The 17446-nt window shown below is 64.4% G+C and carries 17 protein-coding genes; 6 read left to right on the forward strand and 11 right to left on the reverse strand.

What is annotated here, in order from left to right:
• Positions 1-14: 14 nt before the first annotated feature.
• The 7 genes from WHT83_RS01025 to WHT83_RS01055 all read right to left on the reverse strand — a co-directional run bounded on the left by WHT83_RS01025 (position 15) and on the right by WHT83_RS01055 (position 5555).
• Entirely contained in the window at positions 15-485 is a 471-nt protein-coding gene (locus WHT83_RS01025; protein WP_406872721.1) for an aminoacyl-tRNA deacylase, read from the reverse strand.
• A gap of 113 nt (positions 486-598) precedes the next feature.
• The gene (locus tag WHT83_RS01030; protein WP_108606725.1) at positions 599-982 is read right to left on the reverse strand and encodes a cytochrome C oxidase subunit IV family protein; all 384 of its coding nucleotides are present in this window, start codon (positions 980-982) and stop codon (positions 599-601) included.
• Positions 983-990: 8 nt separating this feature from the next.
• On the reverse strand, positions 991-1713 hold the full coding sequence (locus WHT83_RS01035; protein WP_406872722.1) for a heme-copper oxidase subunit III family protein: 723 nt from the start codon (positions 1711-1713) through the stop codon (positions 991-993).
• Between the two features lie 11 nt (positions 1714-1724).
• Complete coding sequence (locus WHT83_RS01040) at positions 1725-2429, reverse strand: cytochrome c oxidase subunit 3 (RefSeq protein WP_406872723.1); 705 nt, start codon at positions 2427-2429, stop codon at positions 1725-1727.
• On the reverse strand, positions 2426-4198 hold the full coding sequence (ctaD, locus tag WHT83_RS01045; RefSeq protein ID WP_406872724.1) for a cytochrome c oxidase subunit I: 1773 nt from the start codon (positions 4196-4198) through the stop codon (positions 2426-2428). The genes WHT83_RS01040 and ctaD overlap by 4 nt, the downstream gene beginning before the upstream one ends.
• A gap of 70 nt (positions 4199-4268) precedes the next feature.
• Complete coding sequence (locus WHT83_RS01050) at positions 4269-5114, reverse strand: cytochrome c oxidase subunit II (protein WP_183262532.1); 846 nt, start codon at positions 5112-5114, stop codon at positions 4269-4271.
• Between the two features lie 243 nt (positions 5115-5357).
• Positions 5358-5555: a heavy-metal-associated domain-containing protein gene (locus WHT83_RS01055; protein ID WP_108606720.1), complete on the reverse strand. Its 198-nt coding sequence runs from the start codon at positions 5553-5555 to the stop codon at positions 5358-5360.
• A 331-nt stretch (positions 5556-5886) separates the two neighbouring features.
• Between WHT83_RS01055 and WHT83_RS01060 the strand changes: the two genes are divergently transcribed.
• The 3 genes from WHT83_RS01060 (at position 5887) to WHT83_RS01070 (ending at position 9705) form a co-directional block, all read left to right on the forward strand.
• Positions 5887-8352: a heavy metal translocating P-type ATPase gene (locus WHT83_RS01060; protein ID WP_406872725.1), complete on the forward strand. Its 2466-nt coding sequence runs from the start codon at positions 5887-5889 to the stop codon at positions 8350-8352.
• A gap of 73 nt (positions 8353-8425) precedes the next feature.
• Positions 8426-8689: a glutaredoxin gene (locus tag WHT83_RS01065; protein ID WP_183262533.1), complete on the forward strand. Its 264-nt coding sequence runs from the start codon at positions 8426-8428 to the stop codon at positions 8687-8689.
• A 2-nt stretch (positions 8690-8691) separates the two neighbouring features.
• Entirely contained in the window at positions 8692-9705 is a 1014-nt protein-coding gene (locus tag WHT83_RS01070) for a 2Fe-2S iron-sulfur cluster-binding protein (RefSeq protein WP_406872726.1), read from the forward strand.
• Between the two features lie 37 nt (positions 9706-9742).
• On the opposite strand, the gene WHT83_RS01075 is transcribed toward WHT83_RS01070, so the two are convergent.
• Positions 9743-10036: a hypothetical protein gene (locus WHT83_RS01075; protein WP_406872727.1), complete on the reverse strand. Its 294-nt coding sequence runs from the start codon at positions 10034-10036 to the stop codon at positions 9743-9745.
• Between the two features lie 224 nt (positions 10037-10260).
• Between WHT83_RS01075 and WHT83_RS01080 the strand changes: the two genes are divergently transcribed.
• The 3 genes from WHT83_RS01080 to WHT83_RS01090 all read left to right on the forward strand — a co-directional run bounded on the left by WHT83_RS01080 (position 10261) and on the right by WHT83_RS01090 (position 12730).
• Positions 10261-11760, forward strand: a complete 1500-nt coding sequence (locus WHT83_RS01080; protein WP_406872728.1) for a multicopper oxidase family protein — start codon at positions 10261-10263, stop codon at positions 11758-11760.
• Positions 11761-11875: 115 nt separating this feature from the next.
• Entirely contained in the window at positions 11876-12271 is a 396-nt protein-coding gene (gene cueR / locus WHT83_RS01085; RefSeq protein WP_406872729.1) for a Cu(I)-responsive transcriptional regulator, read from the forward strand.
• Positions 12272-12292: 21 nt separating this feature from the next.
• Positions 12293-12730, forward strand: a complete 438-nt coding sequence (locus WHT83_RS01090; RefSeq protein ID WP_406872730.1) for a YqaA family protein — start codon at positions 12293-12295, stop codon at positions 12728-12730.
• A 288-nt stretch (positions 12731-13018) separates the two neighbouring features.
• Here WHT83_RS01090 and WHT83_RS01095 read toward each other — a convergent pair whose 3' ends face one another.
• Genes WHT83_RS01095 through WHT83_RS01105 form a run of 3 tightly spaced genes read right to left on the reverse strand, consistent with a single transcriptional unit; the run spans position 13019 to position 17406 of the window.
• Complete coding sequence (locus WHT83_RS01095) at positions 13019-14095, reverse strand: ABC transporter ATP-binding protein (RefSeq protein ID WP_406872731.1); 1077 nt, start codon at positions 14093-14095, stop codon at positions 13019-13021.
• Positions 14095-16377, reverse strand: a complete 2283-nt coding sequence (locus WHT83_RS01100; protein WP_406872732.1) for an ABC transporter permease — start codon at positions 16375-16377, stop codon at positions 14095-14097. Before WHT83_RS01100 ends, WHT83_RS01095 begins: the two co-directional genes overlap by 1 nt.
• A gap of 3 nt (positions 16378-16380) precedes the next feature.
• The gene (locus WHT83_RS01105) at positions 16381-17406 is read right to left on the reverse strand and encodes an ABC transporter substrate-binding protein (RefSeq protein ID WP_108606712.1); all 1026 of its coding nucleotides are present in this window, start codon (positions 17404-17406) and stop codon (positions 16381-16383) included.
• Between the last annotated feature and the right edge of the window lie 40 nt (positions 17407-17446).

Here is a 17446-nt window from a genome sequence, read left to right on the forward strand (position 1 = left end):
GTATCCGGCCCCTGTCAGGCCGGGTGGCTGAAACGCGCGACTTGCGCGCCCTGCAGCAGGTTGCGGAAATCGCCGCCACTGACATGCACCAGCGTCTTATGGTCGCCGCCTTCGAAATAGACGTCGCCCTCCGCGCCGAAGCTTTCGTCGAGAATGACGGGCACGTCATAGGCAGCACCGACCGGGGGCACGGCGCCGATATCGCAGTCGCTGAACAATTGCCCGATCTCGTCTTCCGAGGCGAGCCCGAGCCGCTTGCCGAGCACGTCCTGCAGGGTATTGAGTTCTACCCGGTGGCTGCTCGGAACCACGGCCAGCGCGTAGCCCATTTCGTGGTGGAGCAACACCGGCTTGGCAAGCCGCCTGCCCGGAATGTGCGCCGCCTGCGCCGTCTGGCTGCTGGTCGAGGTCCGGTGATGGGCAACGGTATCGAAGGGGATACCCTTGCCGGCCATGTAGTCTTGCAATTTCCTTGCGATCGTCATCTTGGGCGTCCTTCTGTTGGGGTGATCCTCGAAGAACGAGAAAACTCATTCTCCTCCCATCATTTTTCCTGTCAACGAAGAACGCGCCCGCGACCCGGAGCGGCCGGATGCCGTTACGGCCCGGCGCCGAAGGACAGCACCCGCGTGATTTCGGTGTAGCGCGACTCGACCACCATGATCGCCACGAAAACCAGGATCACCAGCGGCGGCACGATGATTGCATAGGACAGCGCCAGCCGTTCCCAGGCCATGTGCATGAACACGGCAACGATCAGCCCGGCCTTCAGCATCATGAAGATGAGGATCAGCGCCCAGCGCAGATAGCCGTGAACGCCGAAATAATCGACGGCGTAGGAGCAGGCGCTGAGGATGAAAAGCCAGCCCCAGACGACGAGGTAGAGCTTGATCGGGTGTTGCTGCCCCTCGGCATGGGTAGCCGCGTGAGCGGCTGCGGCGTGCCCGTGCAGCCCATGATCCTGCGCTTCGACCTGTGCCATCGCTCACCTCACCAGAGATAGAAGAACGCGAAGATGAACACCCACACCAGATCGACGAAGTGCCAGTAGAGCCCCATGATCTCGACGCTCTCATACTGGCCCCGCCGGCTGGTGAAGAACCCGCGCGCACCGGTTTCGTAGTCGCCGCGCCAGACCTTGCGCGCGACGATCAGCAGGAAGATCACCCCGATCGTCACATGGGTGCCGTGGAAGCCGGTGATCATGAAGAAGGTCGAGCCGAACTGCGCGGCCCCCCACGGGTTCTCCCACGGCCGCACGCCTTCGCTGATCAGCTTGGTCCACTCGAAGGCCTGCATGCCGACGAAGGTCGCGCCGAGGGCTGCGGTCAGCAGCATCAGGATCGCCGTCTTCCTGCGGTCGCGCCGGTAGCCGAAATTGACCGCCATCGCCATCGTGCCGGACGACGAGATCAGCACGAAGGTCATGATCGCGATCAGGATCAGCGGGATGTCCTGGCCGAACAGATGCAGGGCAAAGACCTCGCTCGGATTTGGCCACGGCACGACAGTCGACATGCGCGCGGTCATGTAGGACAGGAGAAAACAGCCGAAGATGAAGGTGTCGCTGAGCAGGAAGATCCACATCATGGCCTTCCCCCAGGAGACGCCCTTGAACGCCCGCTGGTCCGACGACCAGTCGGCGACGAAGCCGCGCAGGCCCGGCGGCCGCGGCGCCGTGTGGTCGGCATGTCCCAGTGTGGTTTCGGCCATCGCCGTTCTCCTCAGCTCAGCAATCGGCGGCAGATGTCGATGAAGTCGGCCGCCCAGCCCATCAGCACGGCGAAGAGCACCAGCCAGACGATGAGCAGCACGTGCCAGTAGATGGCGCACAGTTCCGTCGAGAGGACGAGATGTGCCGAGCTTTCGCCGCGCCATGCCCTGACATTGGTCCGGCCGAGCGCCACCAGGCCGCCGATGATGTGCAGCCCGTGGATCGCGGTGATCAGGTAGAAGAAGCTGACCGCCGGATTCTCGGTCGCGAAATAGCCTTGTGCCGCCAGATCGCGCCAGGCCAGCAACTGACCGCCGAGAAAGACCGTCGAAGTCAGCGCACCGGCCAGCAGCGCGAGGCGGAGATTGTCGCGTTGCCCCTTGTGGGCAGCCACCACCGCGCATTGCAGCGCGACGCTCGCCAGCACCAGCATCGCGGTGTTGAGCCACAACAGCTGTGGCACGGGCGCTGCCTGCCAGTCGGCATAGACCATGCGCATGAAATAGGCGCTGATCATCAGCGCAAACAGCGCGCCCACCACCGCGAGAAACACGCCGAGCCCGATCTTCGCCGGATGCATGATCGGCGCTTCAGTCTCGGGAAAGGCGGTGACCGGCCCCACTTCGAGCCACGGCTTGGACATCAGCCGCTGGCGCGACAGCCACCAGCCCGCAATGGCCGTGATCAGCGCGAGGAAGACTAGGATGACGCTCATGCCGGCCCGCCTTGCGTCGCCGGGCGCGGGTCGTTCTGCGGAATGAAGTCTTCGGGCGCACCCGGCACGCTGTAGTCATAGGCCCAGCGGTAGACCACCGGCAGTTCCTTGCCGAAATTGCCATGCGGCGGCGGCGTGCCCGCCGTCTGCCATTCGAGCGACGTCGCCCGCCACGGATTGTCGCCGGCATCCTTGCCGTTGCGCAGGCTCCAGAACAGATTGAACAGGAACACCATCTGGGCGAAGCCGACGGTCAGCGCGGCGATGGTAATGAACTCGTTCAGCGTATGCACCGACGGCGGGATGAACGCCGTGTCGCCGAGTTCGGGATAGCGCCTGGGAACGCCGACCAGCCCGACATAGTGCATCGGGAAGAAGATCATATAGGCACCGACGAAGGTAACCCAGAAATGGAAGCGGCCCATCGCCTCGTTGAGCATCCGGCCGGTGATCTTGGGATACCAGTGATAGATCGCGCCGAAGACGACCATGATCGGCGCCACGCCCATCACCATGTGGAAATGCGCCACCACGAACATCGTGTCCGACAGCGGCACGTCGACCACCACGTTGCCGAGGAACAGGCCGGTCAGCCCGCCATTGACGAAGGTGACGATGAAGGCGAGCGCAAACAGCATGGGCAAGGTCAGGTGGATGTCGCCGCGCCACAGCGTCAGCACCCAGTTATAAACCTTGATGGCTGTCGGCACCGCGATGATCAGCGTCGTGGTGGCGAAGAAGAAGCCGAAATAGGGGTGCATGCCCGACACGTACATGTGGTGCGCCCAGACGACGAAGCTGAGCGCGCCGATGCCGACGATCGCCCAGACCATCATGCGATAGCCGAAGATGTTCTTGCGCGCATGCGTGCTGATCAGGTCGGAGACGATGCCGAAGGCCGGCAGCGCCACGATGTAGACCTCGGGGTGGCCGAAGAACCAGAACAGGTGCTGGAACATGATCGGGCTGCCGCCATTGTGCGGCGACTGCTCGCCCATCTCGACCATGGCCGGCATGAAGAAGCTCGAGCCGATGATGCGGTCGAACAGCATCATGACGCAGGCGACGAACAGTGCCGGGAAGGCCAGCAGCGCCATGACCGTTGCCGTGAAGATGCCCCACACGGTCAGCGGCATCCGCATCAGCGTCATGCCGCGCGTGCGGGCCTGCAGCACGGTCACTACATAGTTGAGGCCGCCCATGGTGAAGCCGATGATGAACAGGATCAGCGACACCAGCATCAGGATGATGCCCCAGTCCTGGCCTCCGGGCGTGCCGGAAGTGATCGCCTGCGGCGGATAGAGCGTCCAGCCGGCCCCCGTCGGTCCGCCCGGCGCAAAGAAGCTCGACACCAGGACCAGCACAGCGAGCAGGTAGATCCAGTAGCTCAGCATGTTGACATAGGGGAACACCATGTCGCGCGCGCCGACCATCAGCGGGATCAGGTAGTTGCCGAAGCCGCCGAGGAACAACGCGGTGAGCAGGTAGATCACCATGATCATGCCGTGCATGGTCATGAACTGGTAGTAGGCCTCGGGCGTGATGAAGTCGAAGGTGCCGGGAAAGCCGAGCTGCAGCCGCATCAGCCACGACAGCACCAGCGCCACCAGGCCGATGGCCATCGCGGTGCCGGAATACTGGATGGCGATGACCTTGGCGTCCTGCGAGAAGACGTATTTCGTCCACCAGCTGTGCGGATGGTAGAGATCCATCTCGCCCACTTCCGCCGGTGGGATCAGGTCTGCTCCGTGCGGCGTGACATCGACCATGCGTGCACCTGTTGCTCTTGCCTCTGCCTTTCGCGGTGAGGCCGCCATCGAGCGGTCGCGCCGTGTCTCCTTATTCCACTGTCGCCGCAGCCTTCGCCCGGTCGACCAGCGCCCCCACCTTGGCAGGCCCGGTCAGCTGGGCGAATGTCGACTGCTGCTGCAGCCATGTCGTGTAGTCCTGCGCAGTGTCGACCATGACGATGCCGCGCATGAACCCATGTCCAGTGCCGCAGAGTTCCGCGCACAGCACTTCGAACGTTCCCGTCCGCGTCGGGGTCAGCCAGAAATAGGTGACCATGCCCGGCACCATGTCCATCTTGGCGCGGAACTCGGGCACGTAGAAATCATGCAGCACGTCGATCGAGCGCAGCAGCATCTTGACCGGCTTGTCGATCGGCAGGTGCAGGTCGGCTGCTTCGACCACGACATCGTCCTGGCCGTTCGGATCTTCGGGATTGATGCCAAGCGGGTTGTCGGAATTGATCAGTCGGGCGTTCGACGTGCCGAGCTTGCCGTCGGCTCCGGGCAGGCGGAAGCTCCACTGCCATTGCTGGGCGACGACCTCGACCTCGGTCGCATCCTTCGGCACGGTGACGAACTGCTTCCAGACATAAAGGCCGGGTGCCAGCATCGCCGCAACGCCGACCGCCGTTATCAGGGTCAGCCAGGATTCGAGTTTCCTGCTCTCGGGCTCGTAGGCCGCCTTCTGCCCTTCCTTGTGGCGGAAGCGGTAGACGCAATAGGCCATGAACAGCACGACCGCCGAGAAGACGGCGCCGGTGATCCAGAAAGTGACGACAAGGGTGCTGTCGATGTAGCCCCAGTTGGAGGCTATCGGCGTCCACCACCAAGGGCTCAGCACATGAAACAGCACCGAGCCAATGACAACAAGAACGAGTACGAGCGCTATGGCCATCCTCTGTCCTCCCGGCATCCCGGGGGACGCTGTCCCCGCAGGAAGGCCAGCCACATCATAGCTTGATTTGTCGTCGAAATACTAGGGGAGCGGGGCCGGCCAGGGCCGCGTCATGTTTGCAGGCGCCTCGACTGCGTCGGAAACTCTTCCGCGGCGGCGTTATGTTGTTGCCGGCAGGACGAAATACAAAAAGGCGGTGCGGCGGCATTTCCCCACCCGCACCGCCTCTGATTTTCGACCCTGTCAGACTGCTTGCGCGGGATAGCCGGCAGCGTCGAGCGCCTGGGCAACCTTGGCGGCATCGGCCGACGTTTCGACGGAAACGGTCTGCGACTTCAGGTCGATGTCGATACGCGCGGCCGCGTCGACGCTTTGCACGGCCTTGGTCACCATGCCGGCGCAATGGCCGCAGGTCATGTCGGGAACATTCATCTTCAGCATTTCAAGTCCTCATTCGGGTCGGCATGACGCCGTAGCCGCAATCTGGTGTTTCCAGCCACTGTAAGGTCAACAATTTTTCAATCACGGATTTGTTACCACGACTTTTCCCTCGTCGGCAAAGCCCCTTCAATCCGAATTGGGGCGCATAGGTAAACGTTTTCAATGCGTTATCGCCAAGATGGAAAACATGCAGGAAAGCGCTTGACCTTACCAACACTGGAAGCCTTAGACCTCGGTTCGAAAATCGATGAAATAGAGGTCCATGACCATGAATGCTCCCTTGAACCCACCAGCGGCCAGCACCGTCCGGCAAAGCTTCCCGATCGAAGGCATGACCTGCGCTTCCTGCGTGCGTCGCGTCGAAGTCGCCATATCAAAAGTGCCGGGGGTGACCGCGGCTGCCGTCAACCTTGCCACGGAAAGCGCTGACGTTGCCTTCGACCGCACGGCGGATTCCGCTGCCGTTATCGCCGCCATCAACAGTGCCGGCTATGCGGTTCCGGTCGAAAAGTCGGAGGTCGAGATCGAGGGCATGACCTGCGCCTCCTGCGTCCGTCGCGTAGAGCTGGCAATCGCTGCCGTACCGGGCGTGCTCAAGGCATCCGTCAATCTCGCCACCGAGCGCGCCACCGTCGAGGCTTTCGCCGGTGCAGCCCCCCGTTCGGCGATCGACGCCGCCATCCGCAAGGCCGGCTACGAGCCGCGCCGCAGCGACAAGGCCGGCGTCGAGGGCGACAGCCGCGAGGACGCCCGCAACCGGGAATTCTCTCATCTCAAGCGCGACTTCGCCCTCGCTGCCGTGCTGACGCTGCCGATCTTCGTGCTCGAGATGGGCTCGCACCTGTTTCCGCCAATGCACCACTGGCTGCTGACGAATATCAGCCAGCAGAGCCTCTACATCGCATTTTTCGTGCTGGCGACCATCGTCCAGTTCGGCCCCGGCCTGCGCTTCTACAAGAAGGGCGTGCCGGCCTTGGTGCGGCTCGCGCCCGACATGAACTCGCTGGTCGTGCTCGGCTCGACCGCCGCCTGGGCCTATTCGGTGGTCGCCACCTTTGCGCCCGGCGCGCTGCCTGCTGGCACCGTCAATGTCTATTTCGAGGCTTCGGCGGTCATCATCACGCTGATCCTGCTTGGCCGCGTGCTCGAGGCCAAGGCCAAGGGCCGCACCAGCGAAGCGATCAAGCGGTTGATGGGCCTGCAGGCCAAGTCGGCGCGCGTCCAGCGCAACGGCGAGTTCGTCGACGTCGCCCTGGAAGAAGTCGCCGCCGGCGACGTCATCCAGGTGCGCCCGGGCGACAAGGTGCCGGTCGACGGCACGGTGCTTTCGGGCTCGTCCTTTGTCGATGAATCCATGATCTCCGGCGAACCTATCCCGGTCAGCAAGGGCGAAGGCGCCGAGGTCGTCGGTGGCACCATCAACAAGACCGGCAGCTTCACCTACCGGGCCACCAAGGTCGGCGCCGACACGCTGCTGGCCCAGATCATCCGCATGGTCGAAACGGCTCAGGGCTCCAAGCTGCCCATCCAGGCGCTGGTCGACAAGGTCACGTCATGGTTCGTACCTGCCGTCATGGTCACCGCAGCACTGACCTTTGCCGTCTGGCTGTTTTTCGGTCCGGAGCCGGCCGTCAGCTTCGCGCTGGTCAATGCGGTCGCCGTGCTGATCATCGCTTGCCCGTGTGCCATGGGTCTCGCCACGCCGACCTCGATCATGGTCGGCACCGGACGCGCGGCAGAACTGGGCGTGCTGTTCCGCAACGGCGAGGCGCTGCAGTCGCTGAAGTCGACGCAGGTCGTCGCACTGGACAAGACCGGCACGCTGACGGCGGGCAAGCCCGTGATGACCGACCTCGAAGTCGCCAATGGCTTTGACCGTGCGAAGGTTCTGGCCCTGGTGGCCTCAGTCGAGGCCCAGTCCGAGCACCCGGTGGCTTCCGCCATCGTTGCTGCCGCCAAGGACGAAGGCCTTGTGCTGGGTGAGGCAGGTGCGTTCGAGGCTGTGCCCGGGTACGGCGTCAGCGCCAGCGTCGGCAAGCATCGCATCGCAGTCGGCGCCGACCGCTACATGGCCAAGCTCGGCATCAGCGTGCAGGAGTTCGCGGAGACCGCGATCAGCATGGGCTACAAGGCCAAGACCCCGCTCTATGCGGCGGTCGACGGCAAGCTCGCAGCTGTGATCGCCGTCTCCGACCCGATCAAGCCGACGACGCCGCAGGCCATCCGCGCCCTGCACGACCTGGGCCTGAAGGTCGCAATGATCACCGGCGACAACCGCCGCACGGCGGAAGCCATCGCCGCCCAGCTCGGCATCGACGAGGTCGTCGCCGAAGTGCTGCCCGACGGCAAGGTCGATGCCATCAAGCGCCTCAGGGCCGGCGGCCGTGCAGTGACCTTCGTCGGCGACGGCATCAATGACGCGCCCGCTTTGGCCGAGGCCGAGGTCGGCATCGCCATCGGCACCGGCACCGACGTCGCCATCGAAAGTGCGGACGTGGTGCTGATGTCCGGCGACCTGCTGGGCGTGACCAACGCGATCGCGCTATCCAAGGCGACGATCAGCAACATCAGGCAGAACCTGTTCTGGGCCTTCGCCTACAACGCCGCTCTCATCCCGGTCGCGGCGGGCGTGCTCTACCCGGTCAGCGGCACGCTGCTGTCGCCGATGCTGGCGGCAGGCGCGATGGCGATGTCGAGCGTCTTCGTGCTCGGCAATGCGATGCGGCTCAAGCGCTTCAAGGCTCCGGCCCGCGCGACGGCCACATCGGGCGCCCCGTCGCTGGTTCCCGCCGAGTAGCCAAACCTTGCGGCCTGCTTTCCCAGCAGGCCGCTCCTCCCCTCATCACCACGTCTGCTCATGCGAGGCCGCCATGCCCAACGCTCCCTGGATCGAGATCTTCACCACGCCCACCTGCCCCGACTGCCTGGCGCTGAAGCGCTGGCTGAATGCCCAGAAGCTCCCCTTCGTCGAGCGCGACCTGCGCGACCCCGCCATCGCCGACGAGGCCAAGCGCCGCACCGGCGTGCGCGTCGCTCCGATCACCATCATCGACGACAAGCACGTCTTCTTCGGCACCTTCCCAACCCAGCGCGCCGAGATCGAAGCGCTGCTGGACCTGACCCGAGCGGCATGACCATGACCTACCTTACCCTGCCCCAGCCCGGCCGACGTATCCCCGTTGGCGAAGCCCAGACGATCCTGCTGGCGGCACTCGAGGCCGGCGTTCCCTATCCGCATGGGTGCCGCTCCGGCCGCTGCGGCGCCTGCAAGTCGCGCCTGATCACCGGCGCTGTCGAACTCGGCAAGCATTCGCCTTTCGCCCTTACGAAGGAGGATCGGGCCAATGGCCTGATTCTCGCCTGCCGGTCGGTGCCGACAGCTGACGTCACCGTCGAATGGCTGGACCAAGCCTTTGTCGCAAGGCCCGCCGTGACCCAGGACGCCGAAGTCGTCGCCGTCGAGCGCATGACCCATGACATCCTTGCTCTCAGCCTGCGGCTTTCCGATCGCGCGGCCTTCCGCTTCGCCGCCGGGCAATATCTGACACTGACCGTTCCCGGCGCGCCGCCCAGGCAATATTCAATGGCCAATCGCGCCAGCGAAGAGCTCATCGAACTGCACATCAGGGCTGTGCCAGGCGGCCGCACCAGCGGGCTGATCCATGCGTCACTCACAGCGGGCGACAAGGTGCGGATCGAGGGTCCGGCCGGCTCCGCCTACCTGCGCGAAGCCCACGCCGGCCCGATCGTAGCGCTTGCCGGCGGCAGCGGCCTCGCGCCGATCAAGTCGATCGTCGAGACGGCGCTACATGGCGGCTTCGACGCGCCTGTCCATCTCTATTTCGGCGCCCGCGCCGAGCGTGACCTCTATTTGATCGCGTATTTCCGGGCGCTGGCGCAGAGGTTCCCCAACCTGAATTTTGTACCGGTGCTTTCGCAGGATGCCTCGGATGGTCGCCGCAGCGGCTACGTTTCAGACGCGCTCGCGCAAGATCACCGCGACCTTGCCGGTGCCAAGGCCTATGTCGCCGGCCCGCCGGCCATGGTCGACGCGGCCATGGCCGTTCTAGGCGCAAGCGGGGTTTTGGCAGCCGACATTCACGCCGACGTCTTCTTCACGCCTGAGGAAAGCGACAACAACGCCGCTTGACCAAGGCGAGTCCAGTACCCATTGATAGGACATGCATTCAATGCGGCACATGACGAACCACCCCGGGCGCGCTGGCCAGCGCGGGCAGGCTGGCGCGCGTGCTGTCGTGATGGCGTATGGCAGGCCCAGGGCATCGAACGCCCTGCGCCTGATGCTGCCGCTGCTGCTCCTCTTCTTCCTCGCACTCGGGCAGGCAGCCTCTGCCCACCCGGCCAGCAGCCAGCACCAGCCGCACGCCACCCAGACGATGTCGCATCACGCCAAGGCAGCCGACGGCGCCTGTTGCAGCGACAATTTGCAGGACGTCGATGGCAATGCCTGCCTTGCTCAATGTGTGGCGTCGTGCAGCTATTGCGCGCCGCTGCCCCTGCCCACAGTCTTCCCCGACCTGGCAACCATCTCGCCGCCTCCCGCGACGACCGAACCCCTTTACGGGGCAATAGCCTCGCCTCACCCCCGGCCACCATCCGTCGCCTGAACTGACAGGCGCTGCAACGCGCCAGATCCGGCTCGCCCAAGAGCCGGAACTCTTTCAGTTTTTGGAGACTATAGAAAATGAAAACCCTTTCACGCCGCAGGTTTCTGACGGCATCCGCCGCCACGCTTTCAGTTGCTGCGGTTCCCTCTCTCCTGCTTCCCACCCGCCCGGCACGCGCCGACGGGCACAAGGTCATCGCGGCAGGCAAGCGCGTCATCGAGGTCAAGGGCAAGGCGGCCAACGTCTTCGGCCTCACCCAGGCCGATGGCAGCTCTGGCCTTGTCATGAATGCCGGCGAGAACTTCCGCGTCACGCTGAAGAACCTCATCGGCGAGCCGACCGTCATCCACTGGCACGGTCTCACCCCGCCCTGGCAGCAGGACGGCGTCGCAGGCATCTCGCAGGAGCCTATCCCCGACGGCGGCAGCCACGATTACGACTTCCCCGTGGCCCGCGCCGGCACCTTCTGGATGCACTCGCATTTCGGGTTGCAGGAGCAGTTGATGCTTGCTGCTCCGCTGATCGTGCTCGATCCGGCCGAGGCAGGCCAGGACATGCAGGAGGTCGTGGTGCTGTTCCACGACTTCACCTTCCGCGATCCCCGGGAGATCCTGGCCGAGCTACAGGCCGGTGGCCACGACATGGGCGCTATGGCGCCTGCACCCGCCCCGGCAGCAGGCGGCCATGAAGGCCACAACATGCCGGGCATGGCGATGGGTGGCGGACAAATGAGCGGCATGCAGATGGGCGGCCAGATGGATGGCATGTCTCACCTGCAGGACGTGCAGTATGATGCCCTGCTCGCCAATGACCGTACCCTCGACGACCCCGAAGTGTTCCCCGTCGAGCCGGGCGGGCGCGTGCGGCTGCGCCTCATCAACGGTGCTGCCAGCACCAACATGTGGCTCGACCTCGGCAAGCTCACGGGCAGGCTGATCGCCGTCGACGGCATGCCGGTGGAACCGGTCGAAGGCTCGCGCTTCGAGTTCGCCGTGGCGCAGCGCCTCGACATCGCGCTCGAGCTGCCGAAGGAAGCTTCGGCCTGGCCCGTTTTCGCCGTGCAGGAGGGTGGACGCATGCGCACCGGCGTGGTGCTCGCCGCCAAGGGCGCGTCGGTCGGCAAGCTGGCCGACATGGCCGACGAGGACTTCCCAGCCGTCGGCATAGAGCTCGAACAGAAGCTGCGGGCGGCCAAGCCCCTCGTCGACAAGAGCGCGACGCGCCAGCACACCATGATGCTGGGCGAAGGACCCAACTATGTCTGGACGCTCGACGGCGCCATGCATGGCCAGGACAAGCCGTTGGCGGTGAAGAGCGGCGACCGCTTCGAGCTGACCTTCATGAACCACACCACCATGTCGCACCCGATGCACCTGCACGGTCATCTCTTCCAGGTGGTCGCGGTCAACGGAAAACGCTTTGCCGGTGCGATGCGCGACACGGTTCTGGTGCCGGCCAACATGGGCATGGTGACCATCGCCTTCGACGCCGACAACGCCGGCAAGTGGGCGCTGCACTGCCACCATCTCTACCACATGGCCGGTGGCATGATGACCTCGATGGCCTACGACGATTGATTTGAACAGCAGGCCGGCGCTACGCGCGCCGGCCTGCATCACGTTTTCGCCAGCCCCTTGAACTTCCAGTTACTGGAAGCCTTATATCATTCGAAGATCGCTCAAGGAGTGAAAGATGAACATTGGTACTGCTTCGGAAAAGTCGGGCCTGCCGGCCAAGACCATCCGCTACTACGAGGACATCGGCCTGCTGCGTCCCGATCGCGCCGGCAATGGCTATCGCGACTATTCGATGTCGGACGTGCACCGCCTGCGCTTCCTGCAGCGCTCGCGCAGCCTCGGCTTTTCGGTCGAGGAATGCCGACAGCTGCTGTCGCTCTATGGCGACAAGGAGCGCGAGAGCGCCGACGTCAAGGCCATCGCCGAGATCAAGCTGGTCGAGATCGACCGCAAGCTCGCCGAACTGACCGAGTTGCGCAACACGCTGCGCCACCTCGTCCATAACTGCCACGGCGATGAACGGCCCGATTGCCCGATCATCGACGGCCTTTCCGGCAGGGCGACCCAGTAAGCTGCCGGGCAGGACCGCAGCATGACCGGCCTCGCCGCCTATGGCGGCCTCTTCGTCGCGGCCTTAGCGGCCGCGACGCTGTTGCCGGCGCAGTCCGAGGCCGTGCTCGCCGGGCTGATCCTCAATGGCGGCCATTCGCTTGCCTTGCTGATTGCCGTCGCAACCATCGGCAATGTGCTGGGATCGCTGGTCAACTGGGTGCTCGGCCGCCAGGTCGAGCGCTTCAAGGACCGCCGCTGGTTTCCGGCCAGCCCGGCAACGCTTGCGCGCGCCGAAAGCTGGTATCGCCGCTATGGCCGCTGGTCGCTGCTGCTCTCCTGGGTGCCGATCATCGGCGACCCGCTGACGCTGATCGCCGGCACGCTGAAGGAGCCGCTGTGGAGTTTTCTTTCTCTCGTCAGCATCGCCAAGCTGACGCGCTACGTCGCCGTCGCGGCGGCAGCGCAGAGTTTCGTTTAGGTGCTTCGCCGCTTAGCCGAAACAACTTGGACCGGATCAGCAGTGGCTTTGTAACGGCATGGATCCTGGGGGCTGCGCAGTTCGCTTCGCTCCTGCTCCGCCCGTGGATGACGATGTCTGGATGCTTGCCGCTCGTCTATTCGCAGACTTCGGAGATTGGCGGAACTGTCGCGTAGAGTTCGTCATCCTAGGGCGAAGCAGGAGCGTAGAGACGTGCGAAGACCCTAGGATCCATGCCGTGCCCTTCACACTGAAACGGTTCGGATAGCCCAATCAAGCCAGAGATCCCTAACCCCTGATCAGCACCGGTCCGCGCGCGGCAAAGCCGATGCCAACCTCCTGCCCAGGCACGAACGGCGCATCGACATCTGACGACACGGCGAACACCTCGCCGAACTCTGTGCCGACCATGAACTCCAGGTCGGAGCCGACATAGGTCACCTTGTCCAGCCGGCCGGGAATCGTGCGCGGGCTGCCTGCCGGCTTGATCTCGATGCGGCTCGGCCGCACGGCGAGCTTGGCAGGCCCCGGCGCCATGCCGCGCGCGTCAAGCTCGGTCTCCAACCCACCCAGCCGCACGCTCGCCATGCCGTCCGCCACCGCTGAAATCTCGCAGTCGAAGATGTTGGCCTCGCCGATGAAGTCGGCGACGAAGGCATCCGCCGGCGCGTCGTAGAGTTCGCGCGGCGTGCCGTCCTGGGCGATGACGGCATTGTTCATGACGATGATGCGATCGGAGACGGCCAGCGCCTCCTCCTGGTCGTGGGTGACATAGACCACCGTCAGCCCGAGCTTGGTCTGGATGTCGCGGATCTCCTCGCGCACCCGGCGCCTCAGCTTGGCGTCGAGATTGGACAGCGGTTCGTCGAACAAGAGTACCTGCGGCTCGAGCACCAGCGCCCGCGCCACGGCCACGCGCTGCTGCTGGCCGCCGGACAGCTCGCTCGGCAAGCGGCTACCGTAACCTGAGAGACCGACCAGCTCGAGCCCGGCGCGGGCGCGATCACCGATCTCCTTCTTGGCGAAACCAGAGAACTTCAGCCCGTACTCGACGTTTTCGTTGACCGTCATATGCGGAAACAGCGCATAGGACTGGAACACCATCGACACGTCGCGGTCTGTCGCTGGCAAATGGGTGACATCGGCACCACCGATCAGGATCTGCCCCCGCGTCGCCATCTCCAGCCCGGCAATCATGCGCAGCGTCGTCGTCTTGCCGCAGCCGGAGGGGCCGAGCAAAGTGACCAGCTTGCCGGCCTCGACGAACAACGACACGTTGTTGACCGCCGGCACCGGGCTTTTGCCGTAGACCTTGGTGACCTCGCGGAACTCCACCGAAGCGGCGTTGCTCTTGATCTCAGCCATCAGCCGCCTCCAGAAAATGCCGGTTGGTTGCGCGCAGGCAGGCTGACGTTGGAGCGCCAGCCGCCGGACTGCGGATCCCCATGTTGCCCGCGCCGGCCGATGTTGCGCCGCCCGACCACAAGCTGCATCAGCCCGACCACCACCAGCATGACGCCGATCAGCACGGCCGAGTAAGCAATGGCAATGCCGTATTCGTTGTTTTCGACGCGGCCGACGATGTAGCTCGTCGACATGTCGTAGCGGGCGCTGACCAGGAAGATGATGGCGCTGATTGCCGTCATCGCACGCACGAAGGAATAGACCAGTGCGGCAACGATCGCGGGCCTGAGCAAGGGCAGCACCACCTTGCGGAAGGTCTGCCATGAATTGGCACCCAAGGTCAGCGACGACTCGTCAAGGCTCTTGTCGATCTGCGACATCGACGCCACGCCCGCCCGCACGCCCACCGGCATGTTGCGGAAGATGAAGGACAGAACGAGGATGATGCCGGTGCCGGTCAGCTCGATCGGCGGCACGTTGAAGGCGATCACGTAGCTGACGCCGATCACCGTGCCCGGAATGGCGAAGGACAGCATGGTGCCGAACTCGAAGGCGTTCTTGCCGGCAAAGTTCTGCCGCACCAGAAGATAGGCGGTGAGCAGACCGATGGCCGCCGTCAGCGGCGACGAGATCAGCGCGATCTGCAGCGTCGTCCAGAACGAGCTCCAGGCCGAGCCCTTCCAGTGGATGCCGAACTCGTTCCAGCCCACCGCGAAGGCCTTCACATAATGGGCGAAGGTCAGGCTGTGATCGACGCCCCAGAGCTTGACGAAGCTGCCATAGAAGATCGTCGCATAGATGAAGATGGTGAACGCGACCCAGAAGCCGGCAGCGCCGTAGACGGCGCGCTTCAGGCCGGTGGGCAGCTCCGGGTGGACGCCGGCGTCGCCCTTGCCCGACATCGTCGTGTAGGACTTCTTGCCGAGCCAGAAACGTTGGGCATAAAAGGCGAGCAGCGTGAAGGCGAGCAGCACCAGCGCCAGGATCGCCGCCTGCGCCTCGTCGTTCTGCGCGCCGACGATGGCAAAGAAGATCTCCGTCGACAGCACGTCGAAATTGCCGCCCAGCACCAGCGGGTTGCCGAAATCGGCCATGCTCTCGATGAAGCCGAGCAGGAAGGCGTTGGCGAGGCCCGGCCGCATCAACGGCAGCGACACCGTCCAGAAGGTCTGCCAGCGGTTGGCGCGCAGCGTCTGCGCCGCCTCCTCCATCGACGGGCTGACGCCCTCGACCACCCCGATCAGCACCAAAAAGGCGATCGGCGTGAAGGCCAGAAGCTGGGCGATCAGCAGTCCGGGTAGGCCGTAGATCCAGCGCGTCGGCTGGATGCCGAACAGCTCCGAGAACGTCTGCGTCACCGCGCCCGACAGGCCGAACAGTAGGATGATGGCGAGGCCGATGACGAAAGGCGGCGTGATGATCGGCAGCACCGTCAGCGCCCTGAGCAGCTTGCCATAGCGGAAGCCCGTGCGCGTCACCATCAGTGCGAAGACGAGGCCCAGCACGGTCGTCAGCACGCCCACGAGCACGGCGAGGAACAGCGAATTCCAGGCGACTCCGCAACGGCTGCCGCCAGCAAGGCAGTCGAGGCTCCACAGCCGCGCGCTGAACAGCTTGCCGAGGAAGGTCGTCAACGAATAGGTGCCGTCCTCCGTGATCAGCGCATTTGCCAGCATCTGCAGGATCGGCATGAAGATGAACAGGCCGACCGACGCCACTACGAAGGCGATGGTCGAGACCACGAAGACGTCGCCGCCGACCGCGCCGCGCGCCGCGAACCCGAGCGAGAACAGGAACAGGAAGGCCAGCCCCACCAGCAGCGCGCCGTAGCCCATGCCGAACTGGCGGTCGTCGAGATCGCCGAACAGGCTGTGCAGCCAGCCGAACTGCCAGCCGCGCAGGCCGATGGCAAATCCCTGGAACAGCAGCCAGGCAAAGCCCGCCGCGCCTATCGCAACGAGCAGCCTGCCGAACAGCGGGTCGGATTTTCTGCGGCCCCACAAAAGCAGCGGCGCAGCCAGCAGCAGGCCGAGCGGTGCCAGCCACAGCTTCTCCCCCTTGAGATTGAGGATCAGCGCGGGCGCAAACTCACTGTCGAGGGGATAGCCCTCGAACAGCCAGGACAAGCCGAAGAACCCGTCTTCGACGCCGTACCAGGGGAGCACGGCAAAGCCGAGCAATCCGACCGCCACCCAAAGGATGACGGTCGGGTGCAGGCCGCCGCTAAAGTCGCGGGAGCGCATCTATTATTGCGGCAGCGTCGAGACTTCCGTGTCCCACTTTGAAAGCAGCCGCTTGCGTTCTTCGCTCGAGCCGTACTTCTTGAAGTCGTAGTCGATCAGCTTGATCGTCGACAGGTCGGGCGTCAGTTCGGACACGGCAGCCGTCTTGTTTGATGGCAGTTGGAACGACTTCACGTCCTTGGCCTTGCCTTGCATCTCAGCCGAAAGAGCCCAGTCGTAAAACTTCTTGGCCGCCTCGGCATTGCGGGCGCCCTTGATCAGCGACATCGAGCCGATCTCATAGCCGGTGCCCTCGCAGGGTGCCACCGTGACGATCGGGAAGCCGGCCGCCGTCTGGGCCACGGCATCGTGCATGAACACGATGCCGACTGTGGTTTCGCCGAGGCCCGCAGCCTTGATCGGCGCCGAACCCGACTTGGTGTACTGGTTGATGTTGGCGTGCAGGGCCTTCATGTAGTCGAAGCCCTTGTCCTCGCCCATCAGCTGCACCATCGTCGCCAGCGTCGTGTAGGCGGTGCCCGACGAGTTCGGGTTGGCGATCTGGATCTGGCCCTTGAATTCGGCCTTGGTCAGATCCGCCCAGCACTTCGGCTCGGGCAGGCCGTTCTTGGCCAGAAGATCCTTGTTGTAGCCGAAGCCAAGCGCGCCCGAATAGACGCCGATGGTCTTGTTGCCGGCGGCCTCGGCCTGCTTGATCGCCCAGTCGTGCAGTTCGCCGCGCATCGGCGAGATATATTCTTCGGTCAGGTTTTCCTCGGCGGCCTGCAGATGCGGATCGCCGGTGCCGCCCCACCACACATCGCCCTTCGGGTTGCTCGCTTCGGCACGCACCTGGGCATAGGTCTCGCCCGAACTCTTGCGCGTCATGTCGACGGTGATGCCGGTCTTCTCCTCGAAGCCGGTCTTGATCTGCTGGCACCAGGCCTCGTCAGCGCTGCAATAGAGCGTCAGGCTTTCAGCCTGCGCCGACGCGCCGCCGGCCATCATCAATGCGGCCAGCGCGGCCGAACGCAAAAGGGCAGTCTTCATATTGCAGTTCCCTCCATCTTTTTCGCCGTCTAACGATCTG

This window comes from Aminobacter sp. P9b (assembly GCF_045345995.1).
Taxonomy (GTDB): domain Bacteria; phylum Pseudomonadota; class Alphaproteobacteria; order Rhizobiales; family Rhizobiaceae; genus Aminobacter; species Aminobacter niigataensis.

What these genes read in the sequence shown, in the direction of transcription:
- WHT83_RS01060 (WP_406872725.1), top strand. Translation starts at nt 5,887, where the DNA reads ATGACCTGCGCTTCCTGCGTGCGTCGCGTCGAAGTCGCCATATCAAAA.
- ctaD (WP_406872724.1), bottom strand. Translation starts at nt 4,198, where the DNA reads ATGGTCGATGTCACGCCGCACGGAGCAGACCTGATCCCACCGGCGGAA.
- WHT83_RS01090 (WP_406872730.1), top strand. Translation starts at nt 12,293, where the DNA reads ATGACCGGCCTCGCCGCCTATGGCGGCCTCTTCGTCGCGGCCTTAGCG.
- WHT83_RS01065 (WP_183262533.1), top strand. Translation starts at nt 8,426, where the DNA reads ATGCCCAACGCTCCCTGGATCGAGATCTTCACCACGCCCACCTGCCCC.
- WHT83_RS01070 (WP_406872726.1), top strand. Translation starts at nt 8,692, where the DNA reads ATGACCTACCTTACCCTGCCCCAGCCCGGCCGACGTATCCCCGTTGGC.
- WHT83_RS01105 (WP_108606712.1), bottom strand. Translation starts at nt 17,406, where the DNA reads ATGAAGACTGCCCTTTTGCGTTCGGCCGCGCTGGCCGCATTGATGATG.
- WHT83_RS01050 (WP_183262532.1), bottom strand. Translation starts at nt 5,114, where the DNA reads ATGGCCATAGCGCTCGTACTCGTTCTTGTTGTCATTGGCTCGGTGCTG.
- WHT83_RS01025 (WP_406872721.1), bottom strand. Translation starts at nt 485, where the DNA reads ATGACGATCGCAAGGAAATTGCAAGACTACATGGCCGGCAAGGGTATC.
- WHT83_RS01035 (WP_406872722.1), bottom strand. Translation starts at nt 1,713, where the DNA reads ATGGCCGAAACCACACTGGGACATGCCGACCACACGGCGCCGCGGCCG.
- WHT83_RS01055 (WP_108606720.1), bottom strand. Translation starts at nt 5,555, where the DNA reads ATGCTGAAGATGAATGTTCCCGACATGACCTGCGGCCATTGCGCCGGC.
- WHT83_RS01080 (WP_406872728.1), top strand. Translation starts at nt 10,261, where the DNA reads ATGAAAACCCTTTCACGCCGCAGGTTTCTGACGGCATCCGCCGCCACG.
- WHT83_RS01100 (WP_406872732.1), bottom strand. Translation starts at nt 16,377, where the DNA reads ATGCGCTCCCGCGACTTTAGCGGCGGCCTGCACCCGACCGTCATCCTT.
- WHT83_RS01040 (WP_406872723.1), bottom strand. Translation starts at nt 2,429, where the DNA reads ATGAGCGTCATCCTAGTCTTCCTCGCGCTGATCACGGCCATTGCGGGC.
- WHT83_RS01095 (WP_406872731.1), bottom strand. Translation starts at nt 14,095, where the DNA reads ATGGCTGAGATCAAGAGCAACGCCGCTTCGGTGGAGTTCCGCGAGGTC.
- cueR (WP_406872729.1), top strand. Translation starts at nt 11,876, where the DNA reads ATGAACATTGGTACTGCTTCGGAAAAGTCGGGCCTGCCGGCCAAGACC.
- WHT83_RS01030 (WP_108606725.1), bottom strand. Translation starts at nt 982, where the DNA reads ATGGCACAGGTCGAAGCGCAGGATCATGGGCTGCACGGGCACGCCGCA.